This is a genomic window from Microbacterium amylolyticum, assembly GCF_011046975.1.
Lineage (GTDB): Bacteria > Actinomycetota > Actinomycetes > Actinomycetales > Microbacteriaceae > Microbacterium > Microbacterium amylolyticum.
On record NZ_CP049253.1, the window covers coordinates 1,100,389 to 1,125,939 of the forward strand.

22 protein-coding genes are annotated in these 25,551 nt (G+C 63.1%); 7 read left to right on the forward strand and 15 right to left on the reverse strand.

Annotated features, from left to right (window positions below; translation table 11 throughout):
- Positions 1–306: 306 nt before the first annotated feature.
- Complete coding sequence (gene coaA / locus G6N81_RS05325; RefSeq protein ID WP_165134104.1) at positions 307–1,251, reverse strand: type I pantothenate kinase; 945 nt, start codon at positions 1,249–1,251, stop codon at positions 307–309.
- 139 nt (positions 1,252–1,390) lie between these two features.
- Here coaA and G6N81_RS05330 point away from each other — a divergent pair, with 139 nt between their 5' ends.
- Positions 1,391–2,320 (forward strand): Ppx/GppA family phosphatase, encoded by a 930-nt coding sequence (locus G6N81_RS05330; protein ID WP_165134107.1) that lies wholly within the window; start codon positions 1,391–1,393, stop codon positions 2,318–2,320.
- 169 nt (positions 2,321–2,489) lie between these two features.
- Here G6N81_RS05330 and G6N81_RS05335 read toward each other — a convergent pair whose 3' ends face one another.
- The 7 genes from G6N81_RS05335 to rplM all read right to left on the reverse strand — a co-directional run bounded on the left by G6N81_RS05335 (position 2,490) and on the right by rplM (position 13,943).
- Positions 2,490–4,850 carry a carbohydrate binding domain-containing protein gene (locus G6N81_RS05335; protein ID WP_165134110.1) on the reverse strand — a complete coding sequence of 787 codons (2,361 nt, stop codon included), beginning with the start codon at positions 4,848–4,850 and terminating at the stop codon, positions 2,490–2,492.
- Positions 4,851–5,117: 267 nt separating this feature from the next.
- Positions 5,118–6,041: a class C sortase gene (locus G6N81_RS05340; RefSeq protein WP_241245078.1), complete on the reverse strand. Its 924-nt coding sequence runs from the start codon at positions 6,039–6,041 to the stop codon at positions 5,118–5,120.
- A gap of 131 nt (positions 6,042–6,172) precedes the next feature.
- Positions 6,173–7,735, reverse strand: a complete 1,563-nt coding sequence (locus tag G6N81_RS05345; RefSeq protein WP_165134113.1) for a SpaH/EbpB family LPXTG-anchored major pilin — start codon at positions 7,733–7,735, stop codon at positions 6,173–6,175.
- A gap of 66 nt (positions 7,736–7,801) precedes the next feature.
- Positions 7,802–11,383 carry an LPXTG cell wall anchor domain-containing protein gene (locus tag G6N81_RS05350; protein WP_165134116.1) on the reverse strand — a complete coding sequence of 1,194 codons (3,582 nt, stop codon included), beginning with the start codon at positions 11,381–11,383 and terminating at the stop codon, positions 7,802–7,804.
- A gap of 248 nt (positions 11,384–11,631) precedes the next feature.
- Positions 11,632–12,993 (reverse strand): phosphoglucosamine mutase, encoded by a 1,362-nt coding sequence (glmM, locus tag G6N81_RS05355; protein WP_165134119.1) that lies wholly within the window; start codon positions 12,991–12,993, stop codon positions 11,632–11,634.
- 8 nt (positions 12,994–13,001) lie between these two features.
- A complete protein-coding gene (gene rpsI / locus G6N81_RS05360) occupies positions 13,002–13,469 on the reverse strand; it encodes a 30S ribosomal protein S9 (protein WP_165134122.1) in 468 nt (155 codons plus the stop codon).
- Positions 13,470–13,496: 27 nt separating this feature from the next.
- Positions 13,497–13,943: a 50S ribosomal protein L13 gene (rplM, locus tag G6N81_RS05365; RefSeq protein WP_165134125.1), complete on the reverse strand. Its 447-nt coding sequence runs from the start codon at positions 13,941–13,943 to the stop codon at positions 13,497–13,499.
- A 242-nt stretch (positions 13,944–14,185) separates the two neighbouring features.
- Here rplM and G6N81_RS05370 point away from each other — a divergent pair, with 242 nt between their 5' ends.
- On the forward strand, positions 14,186–14,956 hold the full coding sequence (locus G6N81_RS05370) for an HAD-IIB family hydrolase (protein ID WP_165134128.1): 771 nt from the start codon (positions 14,186–14,188) through the stop codon (positions 14,954–14,956).
- A 9-nt stretch (positions 14,957–14,965) separates the two neighbouring features.
- Here G6N81_RS05370 and G6N81_RS05375 read toward each other — a convergent pair whose 3' ends face one another.
- The 4 genes from G6N81_RS05375 to G6N81_RS05390 are packed head-to-tail and all read right to left on the reverse strand — an operon-like array spanning position 14,966 to position 17,711.
- Positions 14,966–15,640 (reverse strand): endonuclease/exonuclease/phosphatase family protein, encoded by a 675-nt coding sequence (locus tag G6N81_RS05375; protein WP_165134131.1) that lies wholly within the window; start codon positions 15,638–15,640, stop codon positions 14,966–14,968.
- 36 nt (positions 15,641–15,676) lie between these two features.
- Entirely contained in the window at positions 15,677–16,552 is an 876-nt protein-coding gene (truA, locus tag G6N81_RS05380) for a tRNA pseudouridine(38-40) synthase TruA (RefSeq protein ID WP_165134134.1), read from the reverse strand.
- Positions 16,549–17,247 carry a 5'-methylthioadenosine/S-adenosylhomocysteine nucleosidase gene (mtnN, locus tag G6N81_RS05385; protein WP_165134137.1) on the reverse strand — a complete coding sequence of 233 codons (699 nt, stop codon included), beginning with the start codon at positions 17,245–17,247 and terminating at the stop codon, positions 16,549–16,551. Before mtnN ends, truA begins: the two co-directional genes overlap by 4 nt.
- Positions 17,244–17,711 carry an S-ribosylhomocysteine lyase gene (locus G6N81_RS05390; RefSeq protein WP_241245079.1) on the reverse strand — a complete coding sequence of 156 codons (468 nt, stop codon included), beginning with the start codon at positions 17,709–17,711 and terminating at the stop codon, positions 17,244–17,246. The genes mtnN and G6N81_RS05390 overlap by 4 nt, the downstream gene beginning before the upstream one ends.
- Positions 17,712–17,783: 72 nt before the next feature.
- On the opposite strand from G6N81_RS05390, the gene G6N81_RS05395 reads away from it, so the two are divergent.
- The 5 genes from G6N81_RS05395 to G6N81_RS05415 all read left to right on the forward strand — a co-directional run bounded on the left by G6N81_RS05395 (position 17,784) and on the right by G6N81_RS05415 (position 22,223).
- Positions 17,784–18,275: a YajQ family cyclic di-GMP-binding protein gene (locus G6N81_RS05395; protein WP_165134140.1), complete on the forward strand. Its 492-nt coding sequence runs from the start codon at positions 17,784–17,786 to the stop codon at positions 18,273–18,275.
- Positions 18,276–18,280: 5 nt separating this feature from the next.
- Complete coding sequence (locus tag G6N81_RS05400; protein WP_165134143.1) at positions 18,281–18,919, forward strand: amino acid deaminase; 639 nt, start codon at positions 18,281–18,283, stop codon at positions 18,917–18,919.
- Between the two features lie 105 nt (positions 18,920–19,024).
- A complete protein-coding gene (locus tag G6N81_RS05405; RefSeq protein ID WP_165134146.1) occupies positions 19,025–19,702 on the forward strand; it encodes a PhnE/PtxC family ABC transporter permease in 678 nt (225 codons plus the stop codon).
- Positions 19,680–20,543 (forward strand): MurR/RpiR family transcriptional regulator, encoded by an 864-nt coding sequence (locus G6N81_RS05410; protein WP_206527906.1) that lies wholly within the window; start codon positions 19,680–19,682, stop codon positions 20,541–20,543. The genes G6N81_RS05405 and G6N81_RS05410 overlap by 23 nt, the downstream gene beginning before the upstream one ends.
- A 225-nt stretch (positions 20,544–20,768) precedes the next feature.
- Positions 20,769–22,223 (forward strand): DEAD/DEAH box helicase, encoded by a 1,455-nt coding sequence (locus tag G6N81_RS05415; protein WP_165134149.1) that lies wholly within the window; start codon positions 20,769–20,771, stop codon positions 22,221–22,223.
- 102 nt (positions 22,224–22,325) lie between these two features.
- Here the strand turns inward: G6N81_RS05415 and G6N81_RS05420 are convergent, their stop codons facing one another.
- Genes G6N81_RS05420 through G6N81_RS05430 form a run of 3 tightly spaced genes read right to left on the reverse strand, consistent with a single transcriptional unit; the run spans position 22,326 to position 25,526 of the window.
- Positions 22,326–23,699, reverse strand: coding sequence for an FAD-dependent oxidoreductase (locus tag G6N81_RS05420; RefSeq protein WP_165134152.1), 1,374 nt, complete (start codon positions 23,697–23,699; stop codon positions 22,326–22,328).
- Between the two features lie 55 nt (positions 23,700–23,754).
- Positions 23,755–24,816, reverse strand: a complete 1,062-nt coding sequence (locus G6N81_RS05425; RefSeq protein ID WP_165134155.1) for a polyprenyl synthetase family protein — start codon at positions 24,814–24,816, stop codon at positions 23,755–23,757.
- A 50-nt stretch (positions 24,817–24,866) separates the two neighbouring features.
- Positions 24,867–25,526, reverse strand: coding sequence for a class I SAM-dependent methyltransferase (locus G6N81_RS05430; RefSeq protein WP_241245122.1), 660 nt, complete (start codon positions 25,524–25,526; stop codon positions 24,867–24,869).
- Between the last annotated feature and the right edge of the window lie 25 nt (positions 25,527–25,551).

A 25,551-nucleotide genomic window follows, 5' to 3' on the forward strand; every position in this document is an offset into this window, starting at 1 on the left:
AAGTGAAGACTGGACTGCATCGCTATCAGATCTCCGTTGCACATAGGCGATGTTGTTCCAACAGGCCACACTGCGCTGTTGATCAGGGATTATCAGTAGCTACTATACACACAGCCATCTCTCAGATGGGTGCTCGCACGCCGCACCTGTCGCGACGAACCCTGGGCTCAGGCAACAAGAACCGGCTTCCCTGAGAGCAGGAAGCATCTCCCCCTGTGAACGGTTCACGCGCATAAGGCGTAAACGCTTACATACAAATGAAATATGACAACGACGCCCCGAGGGGCATCGAGCGGCGGCCGTGAGCTACAGCTTGCGCAGCAGAACCGACTCGACCGAATGGTCGATCCCCTTGCGGAGCACCAGCGTTGCACGATGCTTCGTAGGTTCGACGTTCTCGATCAGGTTCGGCAAGTTGATGTCGCGCCAGATGCCACGGGCCGTTTCCACGGCCTCGGCATCAGAAAGATGCGCGAACACGTTAAAGTACGACGCGGGATTCGAAAAGGCTCCCTGACGCAGCTGAAGAAAGCGGTCGATGTACCACCGCTCAATATGCGCACGGTCGGCATCAACGAACACCGTAAAATCGAAAAGATCGCTGACGGCAACATCATTCGGAGCGGGTGGCGGCTGCAGCACGTTGAGCCCCTCAATGATGAGGATATCCGGTTGGCGCACAACAACCGACGCGTCGTTCATGATGTCGTACTTCATGTGCGAGTAGAACGGAGCTCGTACTTCGGCTTCGCCTGACTTCACGCGCGTCACAAAGTCGACAAGGGCTCGCCGATCGTATGACTCAGGAAAACCTTTGCGGTTCATCAACCCACGGCGCTCCAGCTCGGCATTCGAGTAGAGAAACCCGTCCGTCGTCACAAGTTCGACGCGCGGCGTTTCCGACCATCGGCTGGTGAGTTCGCGGAGAAGACGGGCAACCGTTGATTTTCCGACGGCAACGGACCCTGCGACGCCAACGACGAATGGGATGCGCGGCTGGTCTTCGCCCAGAAAGGCACCGACTTCTCTGCCGATTTCTCGGGTGCCGCGGGCCCAGCCGCTCAGCAGTCGACTGATGGGCAGATACACATCGCGTACTTCTGCCGGCGATAGTCGGTCACCGATACCGCGGATCTGAACAACCTCTTGCTCCGTCAGGGGCTGTTCCATCCCCCGCGCGAGCCGCGCCCACTCCGCGCGAGGAATGTCGCGGTAGAGCGATAGCTGCAGGGCTGAGCTTGCGGGGGTCATCCGCAACATCGTACCGGCAATGCCGCACCGGTCCTTTTGGGATGGGCCTCACAGTGATCTGTCCCTTCGCGTACTCCGCGCAACGACATGGATGGTTGGTTGGGAACCATCGTCACCAGCGAGGCGGTACGGTTTCCCCATGCGACTCGGGGTTCTTGACATCGGTTCCAACACCGTGCACTTGCTCGTCGCCGATGCCAGGCCAGGCGGCCGCCCTCTCGCAACGACGAGCTCAAAAAAGATGCTCAAGCTGATGAGGTTCATCGACGAACACGGCGCGATCTCCGACGAAGGCCTCGCGGCGCTCGTGAAGTCCGTCAAAAAAGCGAAGAAGGCTGCCGCCAAGGAAGGCGTCGAAGAACTGCTGGCGACGGCAACGAGCGCCGTGCGGGAGGCGGCGAATGGCCCCAAGGTGATCAAGAAGATCGAAAAGGTGCTTGGTCAGCCGCTGCAAGTACTCGGGGGCACGGAGGAGGCACGATTTACCTTTCTCGCGATCCGCCGCTGGTTCGGGTGGTCAGCGGGCCAGATCCTCATGTTTGACATCGGTGGCGGATCCCTCGAAATCGCCGGCGGCTCGGAAGAACTACCTGAACTGGCTGAGTCGGTTCAGCTGGGCGCGGGACGCATGACGGTCGCGTACCTCGACAAAGACCCCGCCGGCGATGAACGCATCGCGAAGCTGGAGGAACACGCCGCTCAGGTGTTGGAACCCCTCGCAAAGAGCTTTCACACGCTTCCTCAGCCTGACCACGTCGTTGGCTCGAGCAAGACGGTGCGCTCCCTGTCGCGGCTTGTGGGCTATAGACGCCCGGGCTGGTCGGGCATGGAGAGGTGGGTGCTCCCACGCGCCGCGCTTGGCGCATGGATTCCCGTACTCGGACGCATCCCGGCCGAAGCGCGACAGGAGCTCCCAGGAATCACCGCCGACCGTACGTTCCAGATCACGGCGGGCGCCGTCGTGCTCCACGAAGCGATGAAGGCAATGGATGTTGAAGAGCTCGAGGTCAGCCCCTGGGCGCTTCGCGAAGGCGTTCTGCTGCGCTATATCGAAGACCTGGGGTGGTGACGCCCCAGGTCGCATCGTTCTCTGCTCCGCGCCGCCATACGTGCGCGGCCGACAGTCTGCGCCCCGACAGCATCGGGCTGTTCCGACGTTCGGTCGGTGTCACGCTCTGACCCGTAACAGGGGGACGACGCCTCGAGGTGTACTCGAAAGCGCCGCCCCCCCTGCTTGATCAGCTACACGGGTTCGTGTGTGTGATGTTTCCGTTCGCAGAAACAGCAGCAACCTGACCGGTCAATCGGTAGTCCTGCCCCCCATTGTTGTCCCAGTTTCCGTTACCGTTGTTAAACGCAGCAGTGACGTCCGCCCCATCCGATGGAATGGTGAGCGATGCCCACCCCCAGCACGCGATCGTCATCTCCTCACCCGGCGCACTTGTCCATGCGCCCGAACCCACCTTGTAGTGGGCGTACCAGTTCTGCCAGCCGGAGTCTGTCGAGTAGAACACCGTCAGATCGTTCGTCACCGCGTCACAAGGATCCGTGTGCGAAACCTGACCCTGAGCATTCACCGCAGCGATCTGACCAGACAAGACATAGTCCTGCCCACCATTGTTGTCCCACGAACCAGCGCCGTTGTTAAACGCAGCCGTCACGTCAGCACCCTTCGACGGGATCGTCAGAGCCGCCCAACCATAGCAGGCAATCTCCATCTTCTCGCCCGGAGCGCTCGTCCACGAGCCCGAACCCACCTTGTAGTGCGCGTACGGGCTCGACCAACCCGAATCCGTCGAATAGAACACCTTGATGTCCTCGCCCGGCACAAGGCAGGGGTCCTGCGTTGAGACATCTCCGTCCGATACTGCGGCCAAAGTGCCCGAAAGTATATAGCCAGCACCGGAGTTGTCATCCGTTGCGTCGGCACCGTCGTTGAAGGACGCGTTGACGTCTTCGCCGTTCGTCTCCACAACGGCCGATACCCAGCCTTCACACGCTGCCGCCATCGTCGCCGATCCGGCGCCGTCAGTTCCCTCGCCGATCTGGTAGTCCAGGTAATACGAGTCCCACTCTGCATCCGTCGAGTAGAAGACCGTCAATTCGCTCGGCTTGGGTTCTTCCACCATTGCATCCACGTGAATGGCCACCGCACCATCGCCCGGGACCGTCGTCGTGAACTGTCCACCAGAAACTGTCACCGTCTGACCGGACCAGGTTCCGCCATTGTTCTCCGCAGTGATCACGTTGTAGTACTCACCGTCGGGGAGGCTCGTTGTGAATGTCCTGTTCAGGTTGCCGCCACGGTTGATGGCGACATATCCCTTATCACCGCGACCGAAGGCAATCGCATTCGACCCGTTCGACCACTTGTCCGTGATGCCCTCGCCGTACGTGGTGTTGCGGAAGCCGACCATGTTGGCAATGTCATTCTGCGCGTGCTTGAAGGTCCAGTTCCCCTGGCCCTCTACGGGGTCGATCACGCGCCCCGAGCCGTCGGTAATGGGCCCGACGTTGTAGTCGCCTCCGAAGGAGTATCCCGAGTGAATCGAGGGCGAACCGTAGTTCCACGCAAGAGTAAAGATCTGAGCGAGGTCGTAGGCTGCACCATCACGGTAGGACAGCGTCTCACCGTTGCGCTCAGTGTCGTGATTGTCCACGAAGACAGCCGCGTCATCGTGCGGGAGGAAACCGCCCCACGTACCGCCGATGCCGGCGCCCTCGATCAGCCAGTTGAGGCTACGCCCATCGAATGCTTCTTTGAGCTTCCGCCCGAAGGAGAACTCGTGGATGTCACCAATCCCGAGATACTCCTCGGGTTGCACCGGCTCGTTTGCGCGAATGACCTCCTGCATGACATAAAGCGAATCGCGGTTCTCAACGCGATTCCAAATTCCCCACATGTCATCGGCAGAAATGTGCTTGACTGCATCGATTCTGAAGCCAGCAACACCACGGTTCGCGAGGTCGTTGAGGTAGTCAGCGATTGTCTGCTGAACGTACCCCGAGCTCGTGTTCAGGTCGGACAGGCCAACGAGGTTGCACTCCTGCACCTCCCAGCGGCTCTGGTAGTCCCTGATGTCGCGACGGCAGGAGTGGAAGTCCTGATCACCGTACGTACCCTCGTAAGAATAGTGCGTAAAGGGAGTTCCCGCCCAGCCAACGCCGCCCTCAGGCTTTCCTGCCATGTGGTTGATGACCACATCGACGATGACACCGACGCCCGCTTCATTACACGTGTCAATCATCGACTGGAACTGCGCCTCAGTACCCAGACGCGACTCCAACTTATAAGAAACCGGCTGGTAGTACGTCCACCACTCTGAGCCCAGAACGTGTTCCTGGGGCGGGGACGTCTGAACGAATCCGTATCCCGCCGGCCCCAGGTTCTCGGTGCACTCTCGTGCGATTGCATCCCAGGTGTACGAGAACAACACCGCGGTTGTGTCCTTCGGCCCCGGCGCTGCAGCTTGCGCTGGTTCAGCGGGCGTGGTCAAGGCAATCAGCGGTGCGGCCAAGGCGAGCGCGCCAGCAATGGCGAGACCCCTGAGTCCCCGACGCCGCCGGCGTCTTCCGGTTGCGGAAAGAGCGTCTTCCATCAAGTAACTCCATAACTCTCGTACGAGCGTGGCGCCGTCGCCCTACGCTTCGTTGACACTTCGACGTGCCACCAGGGAGATTACCCCGCGCTCACACGCACTGCAAGCGTTTGCAACAAACGCATGAATCCCATCAACGAGCGCCGACAGAATACTGAAACGGTGCAATGCCTCCGCGAATAGCGCGAGGAAGCGCTTCCAAAGATGTGGCCCTGCGGTTCGTCCTCTCCCTGCGCACAAGCCGAGCGATGTCCGAACGGGAAGGGTTCACACGTCGCGAGGAACACCGCTGCGCCACACGAACACTCCGCTGGCTGCAACACTTCCGCCGAGCACGATTCCCCACCACGGAAAACCCAGCGTTCCCGACGGCTGCCCACCCGCGATCAGATCCTCATGCGGCGTCGGTGCCACACGCTCCCCGGTTACCAGCACGCGGTGGGTGTTGACGCCCAACGGCGTACACGTCACCAGCGTGACCAGGTCACGTCCGGGAATGGAAAAGATCGCCTCGGTCTCGTCTGGTTCAACAACCTGCGTCTCAACGATTCGATAGGTCAAAACTTCATGCAGAACCTCGACAACAAACGTATCCCCGATCCGCGCGTCGACGAGATTGTCGAACATGGTTGCCGAGGCCAACCCACGGTGCGCCGTGAGCACCGATCGGTAACCTTCGCCACCGACCGGTAGCGAGGTACCCTGCAAATGCCCGACACCCTTGAGGAGTGTCTCGTCTGACGTTCCGTGGTAAACGGGCAAGTCGATCCCCAGCCGATCGAACTTCAAACGTGCCATCAGTCCGCTACCCGACCGGTTCAAGAGCCCCAAGTAGTCGAGGTCTGCGTCGTCGGCTCCCGCGCTACGGGCGGGAACGTTGGCGTTCGCATTCAACATCGCGCCCGACACCAGGGCGTCGTTGTACGCACGAGCTTGGTCAAGGTCGTGCTGACGAACACGCTCCTCGTGCTCACCAAGGTCCTGCCAGTTGTTGAGCTGGAGATCAATCACTCGCAGTTGTTCACGCAGGCTGAACCACGACGCTATGTGCGGATACAGAAACAGGCACACACCTGCGAGCACGAGAAGCACCGAGAGCGCACTCATCCATGGCATACGCCACGCTGAACGCGCCGCGGGCTGATGTTGCCCCGGCGCAGAGTCGTCAGGCAAAAGGGCTGATGTTGCCATGAGGTGCTCACTCCTACGTCGTTCAAAGACGTAGCGTCCCGTGTCGCGGTTTACCTTTCCGGCAAACAACACGGGACGCTACGCCGTCACCCATCTGGGGTCACTGAATCAGCCGCCCAGATCCAGGTCTTTTAGACTGTGGCCTGACGACGACGCTTCATCGTCAGCATCACGCTCGCCATTCCCAGCCCGACCAGCAACAGACCGCCGAACGTCATGGCGACCGTACCGCCAGCTCCCGTCAGCGGAAGCGGAGGGCCCTCTCGCTGCGGGTTCTCCCACACAAGGTCGCTCGCCGAGGTCAGTCCGCCGGCAACGATCTCAACGAGTTCAGGCCCCGTTGCGGTGTATCCAGCAGGAGCCTGCGTCTCGTAAACGCAGTAGTCCTTTGCCGGGTCCGTCAGCTCAGTGTTCGAGTTTGCCACCCACAGGTTGACAGGAGAGACCTCCGAGCCGTCAGCCTGCGTCCACAACACGACGCCGTCCGCGCCAGAAACGCCCGTCGAAACCGCATCGCCTGCAGGCTCCGCGGGGCATTCCGTCGCGCCGTCAGCGAGCTCGTAGATAGCGAACTCCGCGCCCGCAAGCGTTCGAGCGTTGTCCGACTCGTCAACCTTCGTAATCTGCAACTGTCCCCAGTAGGTGTACGCCAACGGAGTGGGAACCGAAGTCTCGTTGAACGAGAAGGAAGCCGGGTTGTCGATGCCATCGCCACCGTTGCTGATCTCGCCTTCGCCACCCGTCACCTCTGTGACGAGCTCAACGAGCAGCTCAGCGCCCTGATTTCCGTCAAGGAACGCGAGTCCCTCCGGGTCGGTAAAGGTCCATACCGATTCTCCGGAGCGCGTGACAATGCCCGGAACATCGACGTCAACGCCATCGACGTCGGAGTACACGACAACGCCATCGACCGTCACGACCGACGAGACATAGGCGAGTCGATCATTCAACGTATCGGTGATGGAGGCCTCGGTGAAGGCCGTGTCGTTCAGTGTCGGCACTGTGGCGCTCAGGTTCCACGTCACGTTGGAGCCGACCGTCAGGTCGTCAGGACGCTCTGTAATGGTCTTTTCCGGTGCGTCGAACAGCTGGTTCTTGGGGTAGACGTGGACGTCATAGTTCCAGTCGTACTCGGTCGGGTCATCCGTCACCGTCGGCATCGGAATCGTCACGTAGAACGGTGCTGCGCCCTCGACGACCGGGTTGCTACCTGGATCGGTCTCTTCGACGTAGTACAAGCCAACATCGAGCGTGGTTTGGACAGTTCCGAAATCAGGACCCTCGACGTCGCTCGTCGTGGCAGACACGGGTGCGCCGAAGGCGCAAAGGTCGCCGTCAGCTGCGCCGAAAGCCGGAACTCCGGAGGTGGGAACAGATTCCCACGCATCGGGATCGGTGAGGTCGAGTTCGACGCACACGCCGCCGTCGATAACACCGACGCGCTGGATTTCGAACGTGACGCCTCCCAGCAACTCGCGACCGTCCAACTCGCTTCCCGTAATGGGGGTGCCGTCGTTGCTTGCGCCCGCAACAGGTTCGCCGGCGTACTTGTGGATGGTGAGTGTTCCCTGCTCGGGAGCACCCGGCTGGTCAGGTCCGACATCGGCGCTCGCGAGTGAACTCGATCCTGCGACGAGGAGGCCAGCGACGCCAAGAGTGGCGAGCCCCCGCTTCGTGAAACTCGTTTTTGTCATTCTCTTCCCTACTTTACGCCCACGGAATGGGTACAGATGTATCGATTTGCGAAAGCACTCATCGAATTAGCTATGAATTCTCCCCCTCCACCTCTTCAGCAGAATTCCCCCCATTCCACTCAGAATGACCAGAAAACCCACGACGAAGAACATCGTCGCCGACTTTCCACCCGTAAGCGGCATCTCTGGCGCATTGGGTGCGATGTTGACAAACCGATAGATTTCACGTTCTCCGGAACTGACGCTGACCGACTGCGGGTCGCTCTCACTCCAGCACGCCGGGTTTTCCAGATCACTCAGCTGAGGCGAAGCCGGGCACTCCGCCGATGCGACGTACTGCTCAAACGCTTTCTGCAGGAACGGCAGGTGTGGATTGTTGGCGTACTCCGAAATCTCGTATGAGTTTCCCGGGACGACAAGAGTCGAATTGTCAATGCTCTGCTCAGACGACCCCTCAGCACTCAGAACAGCCGGGTCAGAGGGGCCCCCTGCGGCTTGTCGCACTTCAAGAGTGAAATCCTGGGGCTCGAAATGGCTTGCCTCCGCCCACTTCAGAACCGTGATTTCAGCGGTCGCGTTGACGATCTCGCACGTGACGTCTGCTCCGCCGGGAACCGAGACCACCCCTTCGGGCGTGACCGTTGCCTCTGCGATCGCATCAGGATCCTGGTCTGTCGGATCCGGATAGGTACACGACCACTCTTGCTCAACGATGTACGCGCCAAGATCGGCTGCAGACCCCGCGAGCGGCAGTTCCTGAAGCTGATAGCTGCCCTCGTCAACCGGAGTTGTCGAGGTTGCCAGGCTGACGCTCGGATCAACGCCCGCGATTTCCACGCTCGGTGCTTCATCGATCACAGCATCCGAACCCAGCAACGTCGCCGACAGAATCCACTCGTCGGGGCCGCCGATGACGCTCACCGCCTGCGTCGGGTTCACAACGCTCTTTCGTAACGTCAGACTCTGACACTCGACGGTGTTCGTCAGCTCGATAACGTTCAACGCCGGACTCGCTGTGAGCACGTGTTCGTAGGCCAGGTCTGCGTCGATTTCCTCGCCATTGACGGATGTCACGGCCGCGTCAACAGAGCAGCCAACAGGTACGTCAACGGATTCGTTGATGACAACCGGGTTGTCGTCGTTGTCGAGCATGTCGATCCCGAACGAATACACGCCGTCGAATTCCGGCTCGTCCACGCCGTCCGGAAGCGGATCGATCTCCAGTGCGGCAACGTACTCATCAGGCTGCTCGCCGTCAACGTACACAACGTCATCGATCGACCACAGTTTGTTCACCTGAAGTTGCGGAACGACGCGGATGCGCGCGTCATCAGAGTTATTGGAGAGATCGTCTTCGCGAGGCCCACCGTGAACGCTCGCCGCCACGTGCGCCACATTGTCGTACCAGTCGCCGGGGATGATCTGCGGACTCGAGGCGTCGCCGTCTGATACGGCACCGACAAAGGTCACAGAGATACCTGCCGTCGGCGCAGTTGTGCGCGACGGAGCGGCCCAACGCAATGGTTCATCCACGGTTAGCGGACCAACGCCGGAGAGTTCCGTCACCCATTCGTCGCATGTGACCGTCACGGCGTTCCACGCTGCACAGATTGCGGCACCATCCTGAGCATGCGCGGTCCACAGAACATCATCGACGTTCTGGAAAGGCACTTCCTCAAGTCCGTCTGTCAGCGTTGCGGGATACGCCTGATCGACATCGCTCGGGCCGTTATTCCATGCGGCGATGCGATACGCGACGTTTTCACCGAGCGTTCCCGTGTCTTCATCAAGCCACTCGGAAACCATCGTCGCATCGGTGTTGTCGCCAATAAAGGCCACCTGCTTTTCAACCTCAAGGTCGATAACCGACGTCACGCTCAGGTTGCGAATCTGGTGGTGATTCACTGCCCACCCCGTCGATGCCGAAAACCCGAGACGGAACTGGGAAGGAAGTTCAGCCTGCACGTCGCTGTCGCCCAAGTCGTAGCTGAACATTTCTTCGTACTCGAGCGGCTGGGCGCGATCATGGAACCACGTGCCCGCTTCCTCGCCAACAACGGGATCAACGCAGGTGTCTATCACCCCATTCGCCGTTCGGCCCGGCAGTTCGGCGCCCTCTTCGCTGTAACACTTGTCGTCAGCGACGTCAAGCTTCTCTGACCAGTACACCCGGACGAGGCGTGTGCCACTGCCATCGGGCGTCAGAGTGATGCGCACGCGGCGGTACTCGCGGGAGTCACCCCTGGCGTTGTCGATCACCGCGCCGAGGCGCGTGGCTTCGTTGCTATTGACGTGGGAAACGGTCGTTGGGTTCGGGTACGTCGACAAATTGTCAGTTCCGGCAAGCCACCGGTAACCTCCGACGGTGCGGTTCAACGGTGCGTATGCCCCGTTTGGCCCCAGCGATACATCCTGCGTGATGCCGATAGCCGGCGCGCCCGCGCTTGTACCGTTCCTGGTGTACGCGAAGTTGAAGCTTGAGATACTTGACGGGACGCTGAACTTGACGTAACCGCGCGGGTCATCAAATCCCATGGGCAGTTGCGCCGCAGGAACCTCCTCGGCCTGTACGGCTACACCCGATTGCCCCGGTTCTGTGTACACGCCCTCGTAGAGGTCAGCGTTGTCGTTGGGCCCCCCTTCCCATTTGACCTGGAAGAGCGAGTGGACATCGGGCGACGTCACGAGCGGTTCGTCGAGCTCAATCGCGCCATAAGCGTTAAGAAGACCGGGGAATGCGCTCGTCGCGTTTGGATCACATGCCGGGTGGTCGTTGAAGCGCACGCCCGAGCCACGCAGCCCGATCGACTGTGGCACGCGGTTCGAGTGCGGAACGTCGCCGTTGGCGAGTTCGCCGACGAAAGCATCCGGATGTCCGTTGGCGATACTCCTCGGACGAGTCGCCCGAACATAGGCATTAAACTCGTTCGCGCCGTCGGCCTTCTGGTAATTGCCGTATACGTCGAAGCCAATGCCGATGTACCCGCCGGCAACGCCCTGTTGCGCGGAACACCAGTTGTCCCCGGTGTCTGAAACGGCAGAGTAACCGAGACCTGCGCCGTATCCACCGGGTTCGTCGGGCGTAACATCAACCCCGGGGTTGCCGTACGTTGAAGGATTGGCATCCGCAAGATAGACGGCGATGCCATCGCCGCCGCCCTGCGTTTCGGGGAAACCTCCCATGCGCCCATCGTTCGTACGATAGATGCGCTGGTCGTATTCGAGTACCACGCCGAGGTCAGAGGGGATGGTGCCGGAGTGCAAGGCCGTCGCAGCCTCGCCGAGACCATCGCGCGTGTTGTCCGTTGTGAGAGTCAACCACCGCGAGTCCCGCTCGTTATTGCGCACAGCCGTGCAGAGCGGCCAGATCCCCTGGCAGTTGTTGGTGTTAATGCTCCGTTCCCGAGCGTTGTCTTCGAGCACCGTCGTAAAGTCGGGCTGCCAGTTGTAACCGGAGAGCTCCCAGCTGCCGAGCGTGCCGCCCTGCAACGGCTCGTCAATGTACACCGACGATTGTCCATTGAACGCCACGAGATCGCCTGCCGCGAATGCCGATACGTGGCCGGCGGGCGCGAGGAGCGCCCCGGCGCAGACAACGGCGATCAACCCGCCCCGTAGCGGTCGTGATTTGTGCGCGCCTAGCGCCATCACCCTCTCCCCCTCATTCGGCACCGCGAGTTCGGAGAACTCGAATTTTCCACCTTAGAGCGCCCGAACGAAGCTGTCCATCCGGGCAATGCGTTCATTGTAAGCGCTTGCAGTCGATGCCGAAAATGTCAGGGTGAAAAATGATGTGAAGCTCGCACCGCACCCCAGAAAGACCGAAAGCCGGACGGGTCGACATTGATGTCGACCCGTCCGGCCATCTCAACCGCTCTCACAGCGGCGAAAGAGTTCTACAGCGCGAGACGGTCGCGAACAACGCCCTCCAGTCGCTCCGCGAGAGACCGCGCGGTCTCGGCGTCTGCAGCCTCGACCATGACGCGCACCAGGTTCTCTGTCCCGCTCGCGCGCAGCAGAACCCGACCCGTTTCGCCCAGTTCAGACTCCACCGCACGAACGGCGCCCTGGAGTTCTTCATCGTCCTCTACGCGCGTCTTATCAACGTCTTTCACGTTGATGAGCGTCTGCGGATACACCCGCATCACCGCTGCCAGTTCGGCGAGAGTCTTACCCGTTCTGGCCATTTCGCCAACGATCTGCAGGCCGGTGAGAAGACCATCGCCCGTTGTCGAGTGCTCGCTCATGATCACGTGGCCCGACTGTTCGCCGCCCAGCGAGTATGCGCCGGCGCTCATCGCCTCGAGCACATAGCGGTCGCCGACCGAGGTCTCCACGATGGCAATACCGAGGTCTGCCATCGCCAGCTTGAGTCCGAGGTTGCTCATCACGGTCGCGACAAGCGTGTTACCCGCGAGGATTCCGCGCTCATGCATCGACGCGGCGAGGATCGCCATAATCTGGTCACCGTCGATCACCGCGCCCGCAGCGTCAACAGCGAGACAACGATCAGCATCGCCGTCGTGCGCGATACCGACATCAGCGCCGTGCGCAACAACAGCGTGCTGCAAGACCTCGAGGTGCGTTGAACCGACGCCCTCGTTGATGTTGAGGCCGTTGGGATCGGCTCCGATCACCGTGACGCGCGCGCCCGCATCCGCGAACACCTGCGGTGAAACACCAGAGGCGGCGCCGTTAGCGCAGTCAATGACGACGTGCAGCCCGTCCAGACGCGCGGGAAGCGTTCCGAGCAGGTGAAGAACGTAGCGGTCCTCGGCATCGGCGAAGCGAGCAATCCGACCAACGTGCGCGCCCGTTGGCTGCAGTTTGGGCCGATCCAGATACCGCTCGATGCGATCTTCAACGACATCGGGAAGTTTCACCCCACCGCGGGCAAAGATCTTGATGCCGTTGTCGGCAGCCTGATTATGCGACGCGGAGATCATGATGCCGAAGTCGGCATCGAAGTCGCGGACGAGGAACGCGAGAGCGGGTGTGGGAATCACGCCCGCGTCATACACATCAACACCGCTCGATGCGAGCCCCGCTGCAACAGCCGCACCGAGGAACTCGCCCGAAATACGAGGATCGCGGGCGATGACCGCCTTCGCCCGACGCCCCTCGGCACGACGTGCCTCTGCGGAACGCCCCTGGCCCAGGACGACAGCAGTCGCCTGGGCCAGGGAGAGAGCAAGGTCGGCGGTGAGGGTCTCGCCATTGGCAAGACCCCGCACGCCATCCGTGCCGAACAGAGCCATCGGCTCGATCAGCGCTTCGAGAACTGCGAAGCCTTGCGGGCCTTCTTGAGACCAGCCTTCTTGCGCTCGATGACGCGAGCGTCACGGGTCAGGAAGCCAGCCTTCTTGAGGGCGGCACGGTTGTTGTCGCGGTCGATCTCGTTGAGCGAACGAGCGATCGCCAGACGCAGCGCGCCGGCCTGGCCCGAGGGGCCGCCACCGTCGATGCGAGCGATAACGTCGTACGCGCCCGTGAGGCCGAGCAACGTGAAGGGGTCGGTAATCAGCTGCTGGTGCAGCTTGTTGGGGAAGTACTCCTCGAGTGCACGGCCGTTGACCGTGAAGGAGCCCTCACCGGGGATGAGACGCACGCGGGCGATGGCCTGCTTGCGACGGCCAACGGCCGCACCCGGAACGGAAACGACGGGGCGCTCCGCGACGACCGTCTCGGCCTCGGCCGGGGTCTCGGTGGAGTAGTTCTGAACTTCTTCAGTCACGAGAGTTGATCCTTAGGGCCGCGGCGCTTACTGAGCGACCTGGTCGATGGTGAACGTCTTGGGCTGCTGCGCGGCGTGGGGGTGCTCTGCACCCGTGTACACCTTGAGCTTGGCGAGCTGGTCGCGGCCCAGCGTGTTCTTGGGGAGCATGCCGCGGACGGCCTTCTCGACGGCGCGAACGGGGTTCGTCGCGAGGAGCTCCTCATAGGTCACCGACTTCAGACCACCCGGGAAGCCCGAGTGGCGGTAAGCGCGCTTCTGCTGCGCCTTGTTGCCCGTGAGGACAACCTTGTCGGCGTTGATGATGATCACGAAGTCCCCCATGTCCATGTGAGGAGCGAACGTGGTCTTGTGCTTGCCGCGGAGAAGCGCGGCAGCCTGCGAGGCGAGGCGACCGAGAACGACGTCGTTTGCGTCGATCACGAGCCACTCGCGCTGGGCGTCACCGGCCTTCGGGGTGTAAGTGCGCGTCACGATAGTGCTGCTTTCTTGTCGAACGGAGGTGTTCGTGAATCCCACTCCGGGGCGGTTGCCATCGGCGGTAGCCAAGCAACTCTGCCGGTGGAGGGCTCACGTTCGGTTGGTGCACACGTGCGCACCAGCGATCAAGACTACCGGATAGCCCACCGATCCGCGACCGGAATCGGCACCCTCACCTGGGAGTCCGACGCGAGTTCTTCGCGATTGCACGGACGGCGATCGGCGACAATGGTCCCATGACAACCACTGCGCCCCTCCTTGTCGCGTTCGACCTCGACGACACTCTTGCTCCGTCGAAGTCTCCGATCGACCCGCGCATCGCCAGGCAACTGGTCGATCTGGCGGCGCGCGTTGAGGTGGCCATCATCTCGGGCGGGCAGATCACGCAGTTCCGCTCCCAGCTGGTTGAGCGCCTGCCGCGCGACGCCGCAGGCCTCGAGCATGTGCACCTCCTGCCCACGTGCGGCACACAATACTTCCGGCACGACGGCGACGACTTCCAACCGCTGTACTCCCGGGTGCTCACGGACGATGAGAAGTCTCGCGCCCTTGCGGCCGTTGAAGAAGAAGCGAAGCGCCTCGGCTACTGGGAAACCGACACCTGGGGGCCGATTCTCGAAGACCGCGGTTCGCAGATCACCTTCTCTGCGCTGGGCCAGGCTGCTCCCGTCGATGCTAAAAAGGCCTGGGACCCGAGCAGTGAAAAGAAGTCGGCCCTGCGCGATGCCGTCCAGGCTCGCATCCCCGATCTCGAGGTGCGCTCGGGCGGCTCCACATCGGTCGACATCACCCGCAAGGGCATCGACAAGGCCTACGGGATGAACCAGCTCTCGGAGCAGACGGGTATTGCTCTCAACGACATGCTCTTCTACGGCGACCGTCTTGACGTCGATGGCAACGACTATCCCGTGCTGGCAATGGGCGTCGCGTGCATCGCCGTCGACGGCTGGGAGGACACCGCCGACAAGCTCGACGACCTGCTGCCGACGCTCCCCGTTCGCGGATGAGAAGCCGGTTCAGCGGCGTCGGTACTCTGCGCGAGCGAGAATCGGCAGGTGGTCGCTGACGCCCTGCGGCAGCGTCACAACGTCGTCAATCGAGAGTCCCTGCGATGTCACAAAGTCGTAGTGGCCGCGGAAGAAGCGATACCGCGTGTACGTGCGCACGTCGCTGAGCGTGAGGTCGTACCCGTGCTCGCGAACGCGATCGCTCAGACGCTCTTTGAAGATCGGGTAGTTGTAGTCGCCGACCATCAGCGTCGGCGTTCCGGGGCCCAGCTGTTCGAGCGCCTGAAGCGCCGATCGAATCTGCGAACGACGCAGTGAGTTCAATGCGGTGAGCGGCGCGGCATGAAACGAGGCGATTGTCACCTCGCGTGCGGCGTCGATGTCGTACAGCTGAACGCCGAGAAGCCTCTCGTGCGCGGGCCGGAGAACGATGTCATGAAGGGACTTCTTGAGCCCCAACGAGACGGAGTCGACGTACCGGAAGGTGTTCTCGCGGAAGTAGACGGCAAGGCCGAGGCGATTCTTGTCCGTTGCCGCCGCCAGGCGGAGCCCGCCGAGGCGGCTCGGGAGGTCGTTCGGCTTTGCTTCCTGCAGACAGAGCACGTTCGGCTCCCAGCGTTCGACGAGCTGGTGTAGCTCGCTGGCCGCCGAGTGCTTGCGGAGGTTATAAGACAAGACGCGCATCGTGATCTCACGATAGACACACCTCCCTCTATCGCGCTATGAATCAGCAATGATCTCCCCGGCGTCTCGCCGACGACGCGTCAGCTCGGCTCGAGCCTCCAGCTGATCATCGGCCGGATAACCAACAGCCATCAGCGTCAGACCGCGCGCATCGAGCACGCTGAACTCGCTGGTTCGCGTGAGCTCGTCACGCAAACGCGCCACATCGGACACTTCGAGACGGCCGTTGCCGACCGCGACGCACGCGCCGACCAGGGCACGCACCATCGAATGACAGAACGCATCGGCGCGAACATTCGCCACGAGCACACCACGATCGTCGCGATGCCAGTCGTACTCCAAGAGCGTGCGAATCGTCGTTGCGCCCTCCCGCGGCTTGCAATAGGCGGCAAAGTCGTGCAAGCCGATCAAGGAACGAGCGGCCTCATTCATCGCATCCACATCGAGCCGCGCACGAACGAACGTCGTGTTCCTGCGGGCGATCGGATCGTATCCCCCGACGTCATCAGCGACGCGGTACTGATACCGCCGCCAGGTCGCGGAAAATCGCGCGTCGAACCCCGCCGGGGCCGTCGACGTGCGCGTCACCGCCACATCGGAGTGCGCTCCCAGTGCCCCCTGCACGCGGCGCGCCAAAAAAGCGATCGGATCTTCGTCCGACCAGTTCCGGCGACGGCGAACGGTTGCCCGACGCCACTGCTCCTCGTCGAGGTCCGCATGCGCCACCTGCCCGCTGGCGTGCACACCCGCATCCGTGCGACCGGCAACAACGAGACGTACATCGCTGCGCAGAACGCGCACCATCGCCTCTTCGATCTCGCCCTGGACCGTGCGGAGCCCCGGCTGGCGAGCCCACCCCTTGAACCGCGTTCCGTCGTAGGCGACATCAAGGCGGATGCGGCGAGCGCTCATGCGGCCAGTCGCGCGAGCCCGTCAATGACGACACGCGCTGATCGTTCCGCCGCACCATCGATGTGCGTGGCGAACTCGGACCCGTCTGGTGCACACAGATCGCTCACCGCGCGCACGGCAGCGCAGCGCACGCCATACGCCCGCGCCGTGGCGACGATGGCGGAAGTTTCCATGTCGATCGTGAGCAACTGCGGGAAGGTCTCTCGCAGGCCGACGGCAATATCGTTCGTGGCGAACTTGTCACCCGACCCCATCGCGCCATGCCGCACCGAGATGTCGTCGATGCGGGTGTCGGCAAATGCCTGTGCCAGCTGCGGATCGGTGTCGTAGGTTGCCGGCATTCCGGGAACCTGGCCCGGCACGTATCCGAACGCCAGCGCCGATGCCTCAACGTTGACCGTGTGATCCGCGATCACAACATCTCCCACCTGGATGCCGGCGGCAAGCCCACCCGCGCTCCCCGCGCTGATGAGAACGACGCCGTCGGGTCCGTATCGGTGAAGTGCTCCCGTTGCCGCCGCCGTCGCGTTCACCATGCCGATACCGCTGCGAACAAGCACAACTGTTGCGCCGCCGATGACGATGCCGCGGTGTTCGGCTCCGCCCACCGTGAACGGCTCGCTGACCTCGCTGGCCGCGTCGAGGAAGGGCTGCGCCTCTTCCTCCATCGCCACCTGGATGACGATCGCGGTCACGCGAACACCTGCATCCACTCGTTGCGCTTGGCAAGGAAGTCGCGCGCGGCCTGCTGCGCGCCGGACAGCGTGTGGTTGGCGCCCCATCCGCACTGCACCTCATTGGCGGCGGGAACCTCGACCGCATCGGTGATGTCGCCCAGCGTCTTCTCGACGAGAGCGGCCACATCAGCGACATCGTGATCGCCCTGCAGAATCAGGTAGAAGCCCGTTTGGCAGCCCATGGGAGAAAAGTCAACGACCGCATCGGAGTGGTTGCGGCTTTTCTCCGCGAACAGGTGCTCCAGCGAGTGCACAACCGGCATCTCGAGGTGCCCACGGTTCGGCTGTGTGAAGCGCACGTCGTACTTGACGATCACGTCGCCGTGCGGAAGCTGCTTGCGGTCGGCGAGACGCAGATACGGGGCGGCCACCAGGGTGTGGTCGAGGTTGAACGACTCGACGTTCATGCGCTGTTCTGTCACATACACAGGCTACGGGGTTCGCCTCCGAGCCGTTCACGCCCGCCGGCGATCATCCCCCGTAAGATTCTGTTCATGGCATCGGATTCATCTTTTGACATCGTCTCGGAAATCGACCGTCAGGAAGCGGACAACGCCCTGAACCAGGCGAGCAAGGAGATCCAGCAGCGCTACGACTTCCGCGGAACCGAAACGTCGGTCGCGTGGTCGGGTGAGCAGATCCTCATCGTCTCCAACACCGAGGACCGCGCCACCGCGGCCCTCGATGTACTGCAGTCGAAGATGATCAAGCGCGGCATCTCGCTCAAGAGCCTCGACTCGGGCGAGCCCTTCGAGTCCGGCAAGCAGGTGAAGATCGTCACCTCCCTGAAGGAGGGCATTGCGCAGGACATCGCGAAGAAGATCGGAAAGATCATTCGCGATGAGGGCCCGAAGGGCGTTAAGAGCCAGATCCAGGGCGAGGAAGTGCGCGTCAGCTCGAAGAGCCGCGACGACCTCCAGGAGATCATCGCGCTACTCAAGGGCAAGGACCTCGACGTCGATCTCCAGTTCACGAACTACCGCTGACGCGAGTGGTGATTCCAACTCTCGAAGCCGTCCTGCCGTGCGTCCGTGCTGACGCGCGCGCAGGGCGGTTCTCTGTGTGGGGCTGGTCGACGATTATCGACGAGGAGGTCGGCGAACCCGTTATCCCTCGCGAGCTCTTCGCCCGTCTCCACGCCGCGGCTGGGATCGAGACGGTTTTCCCCATCGGAAATGCCGGCCTTTTGCACGTCTACGGCTACCTCTTCTCCACGGTGCAGACACCTTACGGGTATAAGAGCGATCGTTGGAATGACGGCCACCTCGCTCGAACGCTTCAGTATGCGGAGAGCGAGTTCCGGCTGGACGGGTCGTTCGACGCAACACCTCTTGAGCGCGTTTCAAACGCCGCGATGCCGCTCTTACTCGTTCCTCCGGCCGGCTCGACGGTAATCGATCAGCGCGCGCTTGGCGTTCGCACCCGCACCGTCATCACTCCTCCTGTTGCGGATGGGTCGGGTGTTCTCGTCTATGGCGTGGCGGATGATCATGACGGCCTTCGTCTCGTGACGTTCTTCCCCGTCGCGGACGCGCGCGCTTTCGCGAACGAGGCCACCGCCGAGGCGCCGAAACTGCGATGGAACGCGGCTCTGAAGCCGTCGCCGCGGGACCACGTGTCCGCCGACTGAACGCACAGGCTCCCTCTCGCAACCAGATGTTCGCACTGCCGTGACCGTTTCGTTCATACAAGACTCTTAGCGTGAACGCATCGTCCACGATCGCAGGGAGCATGTGTGAGCTCGACCATCATCTTCGACTTCGACGGCACCATCGCCGTCGGGAACGGCCCCGTTCTGGCATACGCACGCCAGATCGCACCGCTCGTCGGCGCAGCCGTGGCGGCCATCGCCTCTGTTCCCCTGACGCTCCTGGCCGCCACACCCACCAATCCGAACAACCTGACGCGCGGCGCCGTCCGCGCCCTCGTGAATGTGATCCGCGCGGTTCCGGAAGTGATCATCGCCCTTGTCCTCCTGACCGTGACGGGACTCACCCCCTTCACTGGAGCTCTCGCCCTCGCCATTGCCGGTATCGGCACACAGTCGAAGTGGGTGTACGAAACGATCGAATCTCTTCGTTCTGACACCGCAGAGGCCGTCGAAGCGGCGGGAGGCAACCGCCTGGCGACGATCCGCTGGGCGCTGTGGCCCGCCGCAATGCCAACGCTGATCTCGTTCGCGCTGTACCGTTTCGAAATCAACATCCGCACCTCCGCGGTTCTCGGTCTCGTCGGGGCCGGAGGCATCGGAAGCATGCTGTCGAACTACACCAACTATCGTCAGTGGGAGACGGTCGGCATGTTGCTGATCGTCGGCATCGTCGCAACAATGATCATCGACGGGGTCTCCGGCGCACTGCGCCGCCGCATCATGGAAGGACCGGTGGCACGTGGTGTGGGACGGAAACGCTGACGCACCGCCAACAGCCCGCATCGTCGCGCTCGCTCCGTCGATGCACCCGGGAGAGAAGCGCGTCGCCGAAACGATCGCCGCCGACCTTGCGTCCGCCGTCGAACGCACGGCGCAGGACGTCGCGGACGCCGCAGGCGTCGGGCGCGCCACCGTCGTTCGCACGGCGCAAACCCTCGGATACGACGGCTACCCGCAACTGCGCGTTGCCATCGCCGGCGAAGTCGCCCTTGAAGCATCGTCCGGCGACATGCTCGCGGACGGCACCCTTCTCGGCGGGATGCGTGCGTCGTTCGAACGCTTCGCGAATCGTCTCGGCCACACACTGTCGGGTGTGACCGAGGACGCGCTGCAGACGCTCGTGCACGCGCTCGACACGGCCCCTCGCGTGTTCGTCGTCGCCAACGGACTGTCATCGCCGCTCGGGCTCGACCTCGTGCTCCGACTCACCGCCGCTGGTCGATCAGCTGAGCAGCTGAGCGACCCCCTCGCACAGCGGATCGCCGCGCGTCAGCTCGGGGCATCATCCGTGTGTCTCATTGTTTCCGGATCCGGCGCAAACGCCCAAACGCTGTCCGTTGCGCACGCGGCAAAAAAGAGCGGAGCGACCGTCATCGCGGTCACCTCTTTTGCGCGTTCGGCAATCGCAAAACAGGCGGACGCCGTGCTCATCGTCCCCCCGGTTAACGACTCGTTCCAGGACGAGCTGCTGCACACATCGCGAGCCGCCCTGATGCTCGTGACAGAGGCACTTGTCGACGCGCTAATCGCCCGCCGCGGAGAACGCGGACACGAGGCGCGAACCGCCGTTCTCGAGGAGCTCGCGGACACGCTGCGCGAATAGGGGTTCGCGCCACGGGCACGAGCCGCCGACAGGTTCACAGGCTCGGTGCTCTATGGTGGATCACTGAGCGCCCCTGCGTGCTCGTCGTCGCGGCTGTTCTGAGCATGATGCTCCGTCCGCAACCTCCGTGGCGAATCGGATTCGACGCTCGTCGCATTCGCCCCTCCTCCACCTGATCCGCGCGCTTTTCTGCGCCGTTTCGGGTACTCATTGAGAGAAGATCGCATGACCACTGCCACCGTGCAGGAAACATCCTTCGCCGACCTCGGCGTTCCCGCGAACCTCGTCGACGCCCTCGTCGCCATCGATCGCCCCACGCCCTTCCCCATCCAGACCGCCACGCTGCCGACAACGCTCGCGGGACGCGACGTCCTCGGCCGCGGCAAGACGGGCTCCGGCAAGACCCTCGCATTCGCGATCCCGCTCGTCGCCCGCCTCTCGGGCGCCGGACAGACGCGCCCCGGCCGTCCGACCGGTCTCGTTCTGGCCCCCACGCGTGAGCTGGCCAACCAGATCGCCGAGTCGATCGCTCCGCTAGCCAAGGCCGCCGGCCTCACCGTCACCACCGTCTTCGGCGGGGTCTCGCAGCGCCCCCAGGAACAGACGTTCCGTCGCGGCGTCGACATCGTCGTTGCCTGCCCCGGTCGCCTCGAAGACCTCATGGGCCAGGGCATCGTGCAGCTCGACCGTGTCGAAATCACGGTTCTCGACGAGGCCGACCACATGGCAGACCTTGGCTTCCTTCCCGGCGTCACGCGCATCATGGAGAAGACCCGCAAGGACGGACAGCGGATGCTGTTCTCGGCAACGCTGGACCGCGGTGTCGACAAGCTTGCAAAGCGCTTCCTGCACGACCCGGTCGCCCACTCGGTGGACTCCGCAGAGTCGCCCGTTGCCGCGATGACGCACCACGTCTTCGAGGTGTCGTCGACAGAAGAACGCACCGACGTTGTCAAGGCGCTCGCCTCCGGCACCTCGCGCCGTATCCTCTTCACCCGCACGAAGCACCAGGCAAAACGCCTCGCCAAGCAGCTCACCTCGGCCGGCATTCCGGCCGTCGACCTGCACGGCAACCTCTCGCAGAACGCCCGCGAGCGGAACCTCGCGCAGCTGTCGTCCGGTGAGGTCAACGTTCTCGTCGCCACCGACATCGCGGCGCGCGGCGTTCACGTCGACGGCATCGACCTGGTCGTTCACGTCGAGCCGCCCGTCGAGCACAAGGCATACCTCCACCGCTCGGGCCGGACGGCTCGTGCCGGCAACGCGGGTGACGTCGTCACCCTCATGCTTCCGAGCCAGCGTGAGGACATGCGTCAGCTGCTGCGCAAGGCAGCGATTCGCGTCACCCCGCAGCCCGTGACGACGGCATCGCCCGCCGTCACGACGCTCGTCGGTGAGGTTGCACCTCTCGTCAAGCCCCGCCCGGGTGGCCCCGGATCCGGCAACGCTCCCGCGGCTGGTTCGACCGGTGGCGGCCAGTCGCAGGGCGCCAACGCACGCCGCAAGCGTGAAGCCCGCCAGCCCGGTCAGGGCCAGGGCGGTCAGCGTCGCGAAGGTGGACGCGGCGGACAGTCTCGTGGCGGTCAGGGCAGCCGCCCCGCGCAGTCGGCTCAGCCGAGCCGCAGCGGTCAGGCACCCCAGGGCGGTCGCCGCCCCCGCCGGGCGTCCTCTAATTCATGATTTCTGGCACAATTCCGGCCCGGTCTGGGTCGGAATTATGCCAGAAATCATGAAAAGGGGGTCGGGGAGCAATTTTGCTCCCCGACCCCCTTTTTCTGTCTGCTACTCGCCGCGGGAGATCTTCACCATCTCGTCGCGGGGGACGACCTTCACGCGCTCGCGGCCCTGAGGCTCGCCGAGGGCAACCTCGTGCTGGTCCAGACGGTGCCAGCCAGCCAGGTCGGTCCACTTCACGTTGCGGCTCTCGAGGAGCGCCGGGATGGCCTCAGCCGACGGGTCTTCCGGCTGCCACCAGGATGCCTGGTCGTTGACGAGGTGCGTCACCGTCTCCATCGCGTCCGACTTGGTGTGGCCGATCAGACCGACGGGACCGCGCTTGATCCAGCCCGTTGCGTAAACGCCGGGGAGGATCTCGTTGGAGTCTTCCTGGAGAACCTTGCCCTCGTGGTTCGGAATGACGCCGTGGCGCGCGTCGAACGGAACGTCCTTCAGCGGCGAACCGAAGTATCCGATCGCCCGGTAGAGCTGGCCGAGAGGAATCTCGCGCATCTCGCCCGTTCCCTCGACGCCACCGGCGCCGTCGGCCTTGGTGCGCTCGTAGACGAGAGCCGCGACGTTGCCGTCTGCGTCCTTCTTCACCTCGACGGGCCGCGCCCAGAAGTGCAGGTGCATGCGGCGCGACGCCGTTCCGCCCGCGTTGTTCGCGCTGGGCAGCTCACGCCACTTCTGCAGGACGCGGTCGATGACCTTGACCTGCTTGTTCGTGGCGATGGCTTCCTTCGACGCCTCGTCGTAATCGAAATCCTCGTCGTAGACGACCATGTCGACGTCGTTCAGCTCGCCCAGCTCACGCAGCTCGAGCGGCGTGAACTTGACCTGAGCAGGGCCGCGGCGTCCGAAGACGTGAACGTCCGTGACGGGAGATTCTTTGAGGATCTCGTAGACGTTGTTCGGGATCTCGGTCGACAGCAGGTCGTCCGCGTGCTTCGCGAGAACGCGCGCCGCGTCGAGAGCAACGTTGCCGTTACCGATCATGCCGACGTGCTCCGCCGTCAGCGGCCAGGTGCGGGGCACATCGGGGTGCCCGTCGTACCAGCTCACGAAGTCGGCCGCGCCATAAGACTCACCCGCATCGATCCCCGGGATGTCGAGGTCCGCATCGCGAACCGCGCCGGTCGAGAAGATCACGGCGTTGTAGTGCTTCTTGAGGTCATCGAGAGTGATGTCCTCTCCGAAGTGCACGTTGCCGAAGATCCGGATGTCACCGCGGTCGAGAACGCCGCGCAGAGCCGTTACAACACCCTTAATGCGGGGGTGGTCGGGCGCAACGCCGTATCGAACGAGACCGTACGGAGCGGGCAGGTGCTCGAACAGGTCAATCGACACGTCGAAGCTGCGCTCAGTCTTCAAGAGGATGTCAGCGGCGTAGATTCCGGCGGGGCCGGCGCCGACGATGGCAAGGCGGAGCTTGGTCATGCGGGGCGGATCCTTCTCTTCGGGGAATGCGGCACGATGGCCGACGATCGACAAGTCAACGGGTGCGGTCAGCGAGCTGACGGGCGAAACGGGTCAGAGCCTCGCGAACAGCGCCGCGCGGAAGAACCTTGATAGCGGCGACGGCATCGTCGGTCCACTGGAGGGAAAGCTCGTGTGTTCTCGCCGTGACCGCGTGGTCGCGCAGCTCGGACAGTTCACCGTCGAGGATGGAAGGGTCTGCGCCGTCGCGGATCTTCTGGACACCGCTATCGATGCGATCGGCGAGATCAATGTCGGCAGCAACGTCGCTCGCGCGCAGCAGCAGATACGGCATGGTGACGACGCCAGCGCGAAGGTCGGTTCCGGGAACCTTGCCCGTTTCCTCGGCATCGGCGGACAGGTCGATCACATCGTCGGCGAGCTGGAAGGCGACGCCAACTTTCTCGCCGTAGTCCTTCAGAGCGTCGGCGTATTCCCGCTTTGCTCCCGAGAAGTACGCACCAGCCTGTGCGGCAGCGGCAATGAGCGAACCCGTTTTATCGGCAAGAACCTGCAGGTAGAAATCGATCGGATCTTCGTCGCCCCGCGGGCCGACCGTTTCGTGCAGCTGCCCCATGACGAGTCGCTCGAAAGTCTCGGTTTGGAGGTCGACAGCGTCTTCGCCCGCACGGCCCATCACGCGGCTGGCACGCCCCAGCAGCAGATCGCCCGTGAGGATGGCGGTGTTGTTGTCCCACACGCGGTGCGCAGACGGAACTCCGCGGCGGCGATCAGCGCCGTCCATGACATCGTCGTGGTACAGCGAGCCGAGGTGCATGAGCTCGAGGGCGACGGCCGTATCGCGAACGGCTGGTGTCATGCCCTTGCCCAGCTGCGCCGTCAACAAAACCAGCATCGGGCGCACGCGCTTGCCGCCCGCCTCGTAGAGGTAGCGGGCCGTTGCGTCGACCAGGGGGTCTGTCGACGAGAGCTCGCGCGCCAGCTTCTCTTCCACCTCGACCAGGCCGGTCTCGATGGTCGAGGCCAACTTCTTCGCGGCAGGGCCCTCGAAGATACGGTCGCTGAGGCCGAAGCGGCTCGCCAGGCGCGAGCCCGTGTTAGCGGGGCTCGAAGTCACTCGTCTAGCCTACCCGCGGCGAGACGGAGGTCCGCCCGTGTTGCGCCACGCTACGCGGCCTTACGACCGCGGTGAAGGGCGACGATACCCATACTGAGGTTCTTGTAGCCCACGTCCGTCCACCCAGCCTCGCGCAACCACTCGGCGAGCTCGTGCTGCGCGGGCCAATCGCGAATCGACTCGTTGAGATAGTCGTAGGCTTCGCCGTTCGAGCCGACGGTCCGCGCCACGGCGGGAAGAATCCGGTCGTTGTAAAACCGGTACAGCCCACGGAAGACGCGGTTGGGAGGAGTGGAGAATTCGTTGATGACGATGCGCCCACCGGGCTTGGTCACGCGCAGCAGCTCAGCGATCGCTTTCTTCGGGTCGTTCACATTACGCAGTCCGTAGGACATGCTGACGGCGTCGAAGGACTCGTCATCGAACGGCAGGTTCGTTGCGTCGGCTTCGGCGAAGCTCATCCCCCGCACGTCGCCAAAGTTCTTCTTTCCCTCGGCCAGCATGCCCGGAGAGAAGTCGGCGGCGACGACCTCGGCTCCGCGACGCGCGAACGACGCGGAGGAACGGCAGGTTCCCGCGGCCAGATCGAGGATGCGCTCGCCCGGCTGCGGAGCGACGGCGTTGGTCGTCGCTTCTCGCCACAGCGCGTCCAACCCGAAGGTCATGGCCATGTTCGTCAGGTCGTATCGCTTCGCGACCTGATCGAACATGCCGCTTACCTGCTGAGGGTCTTTG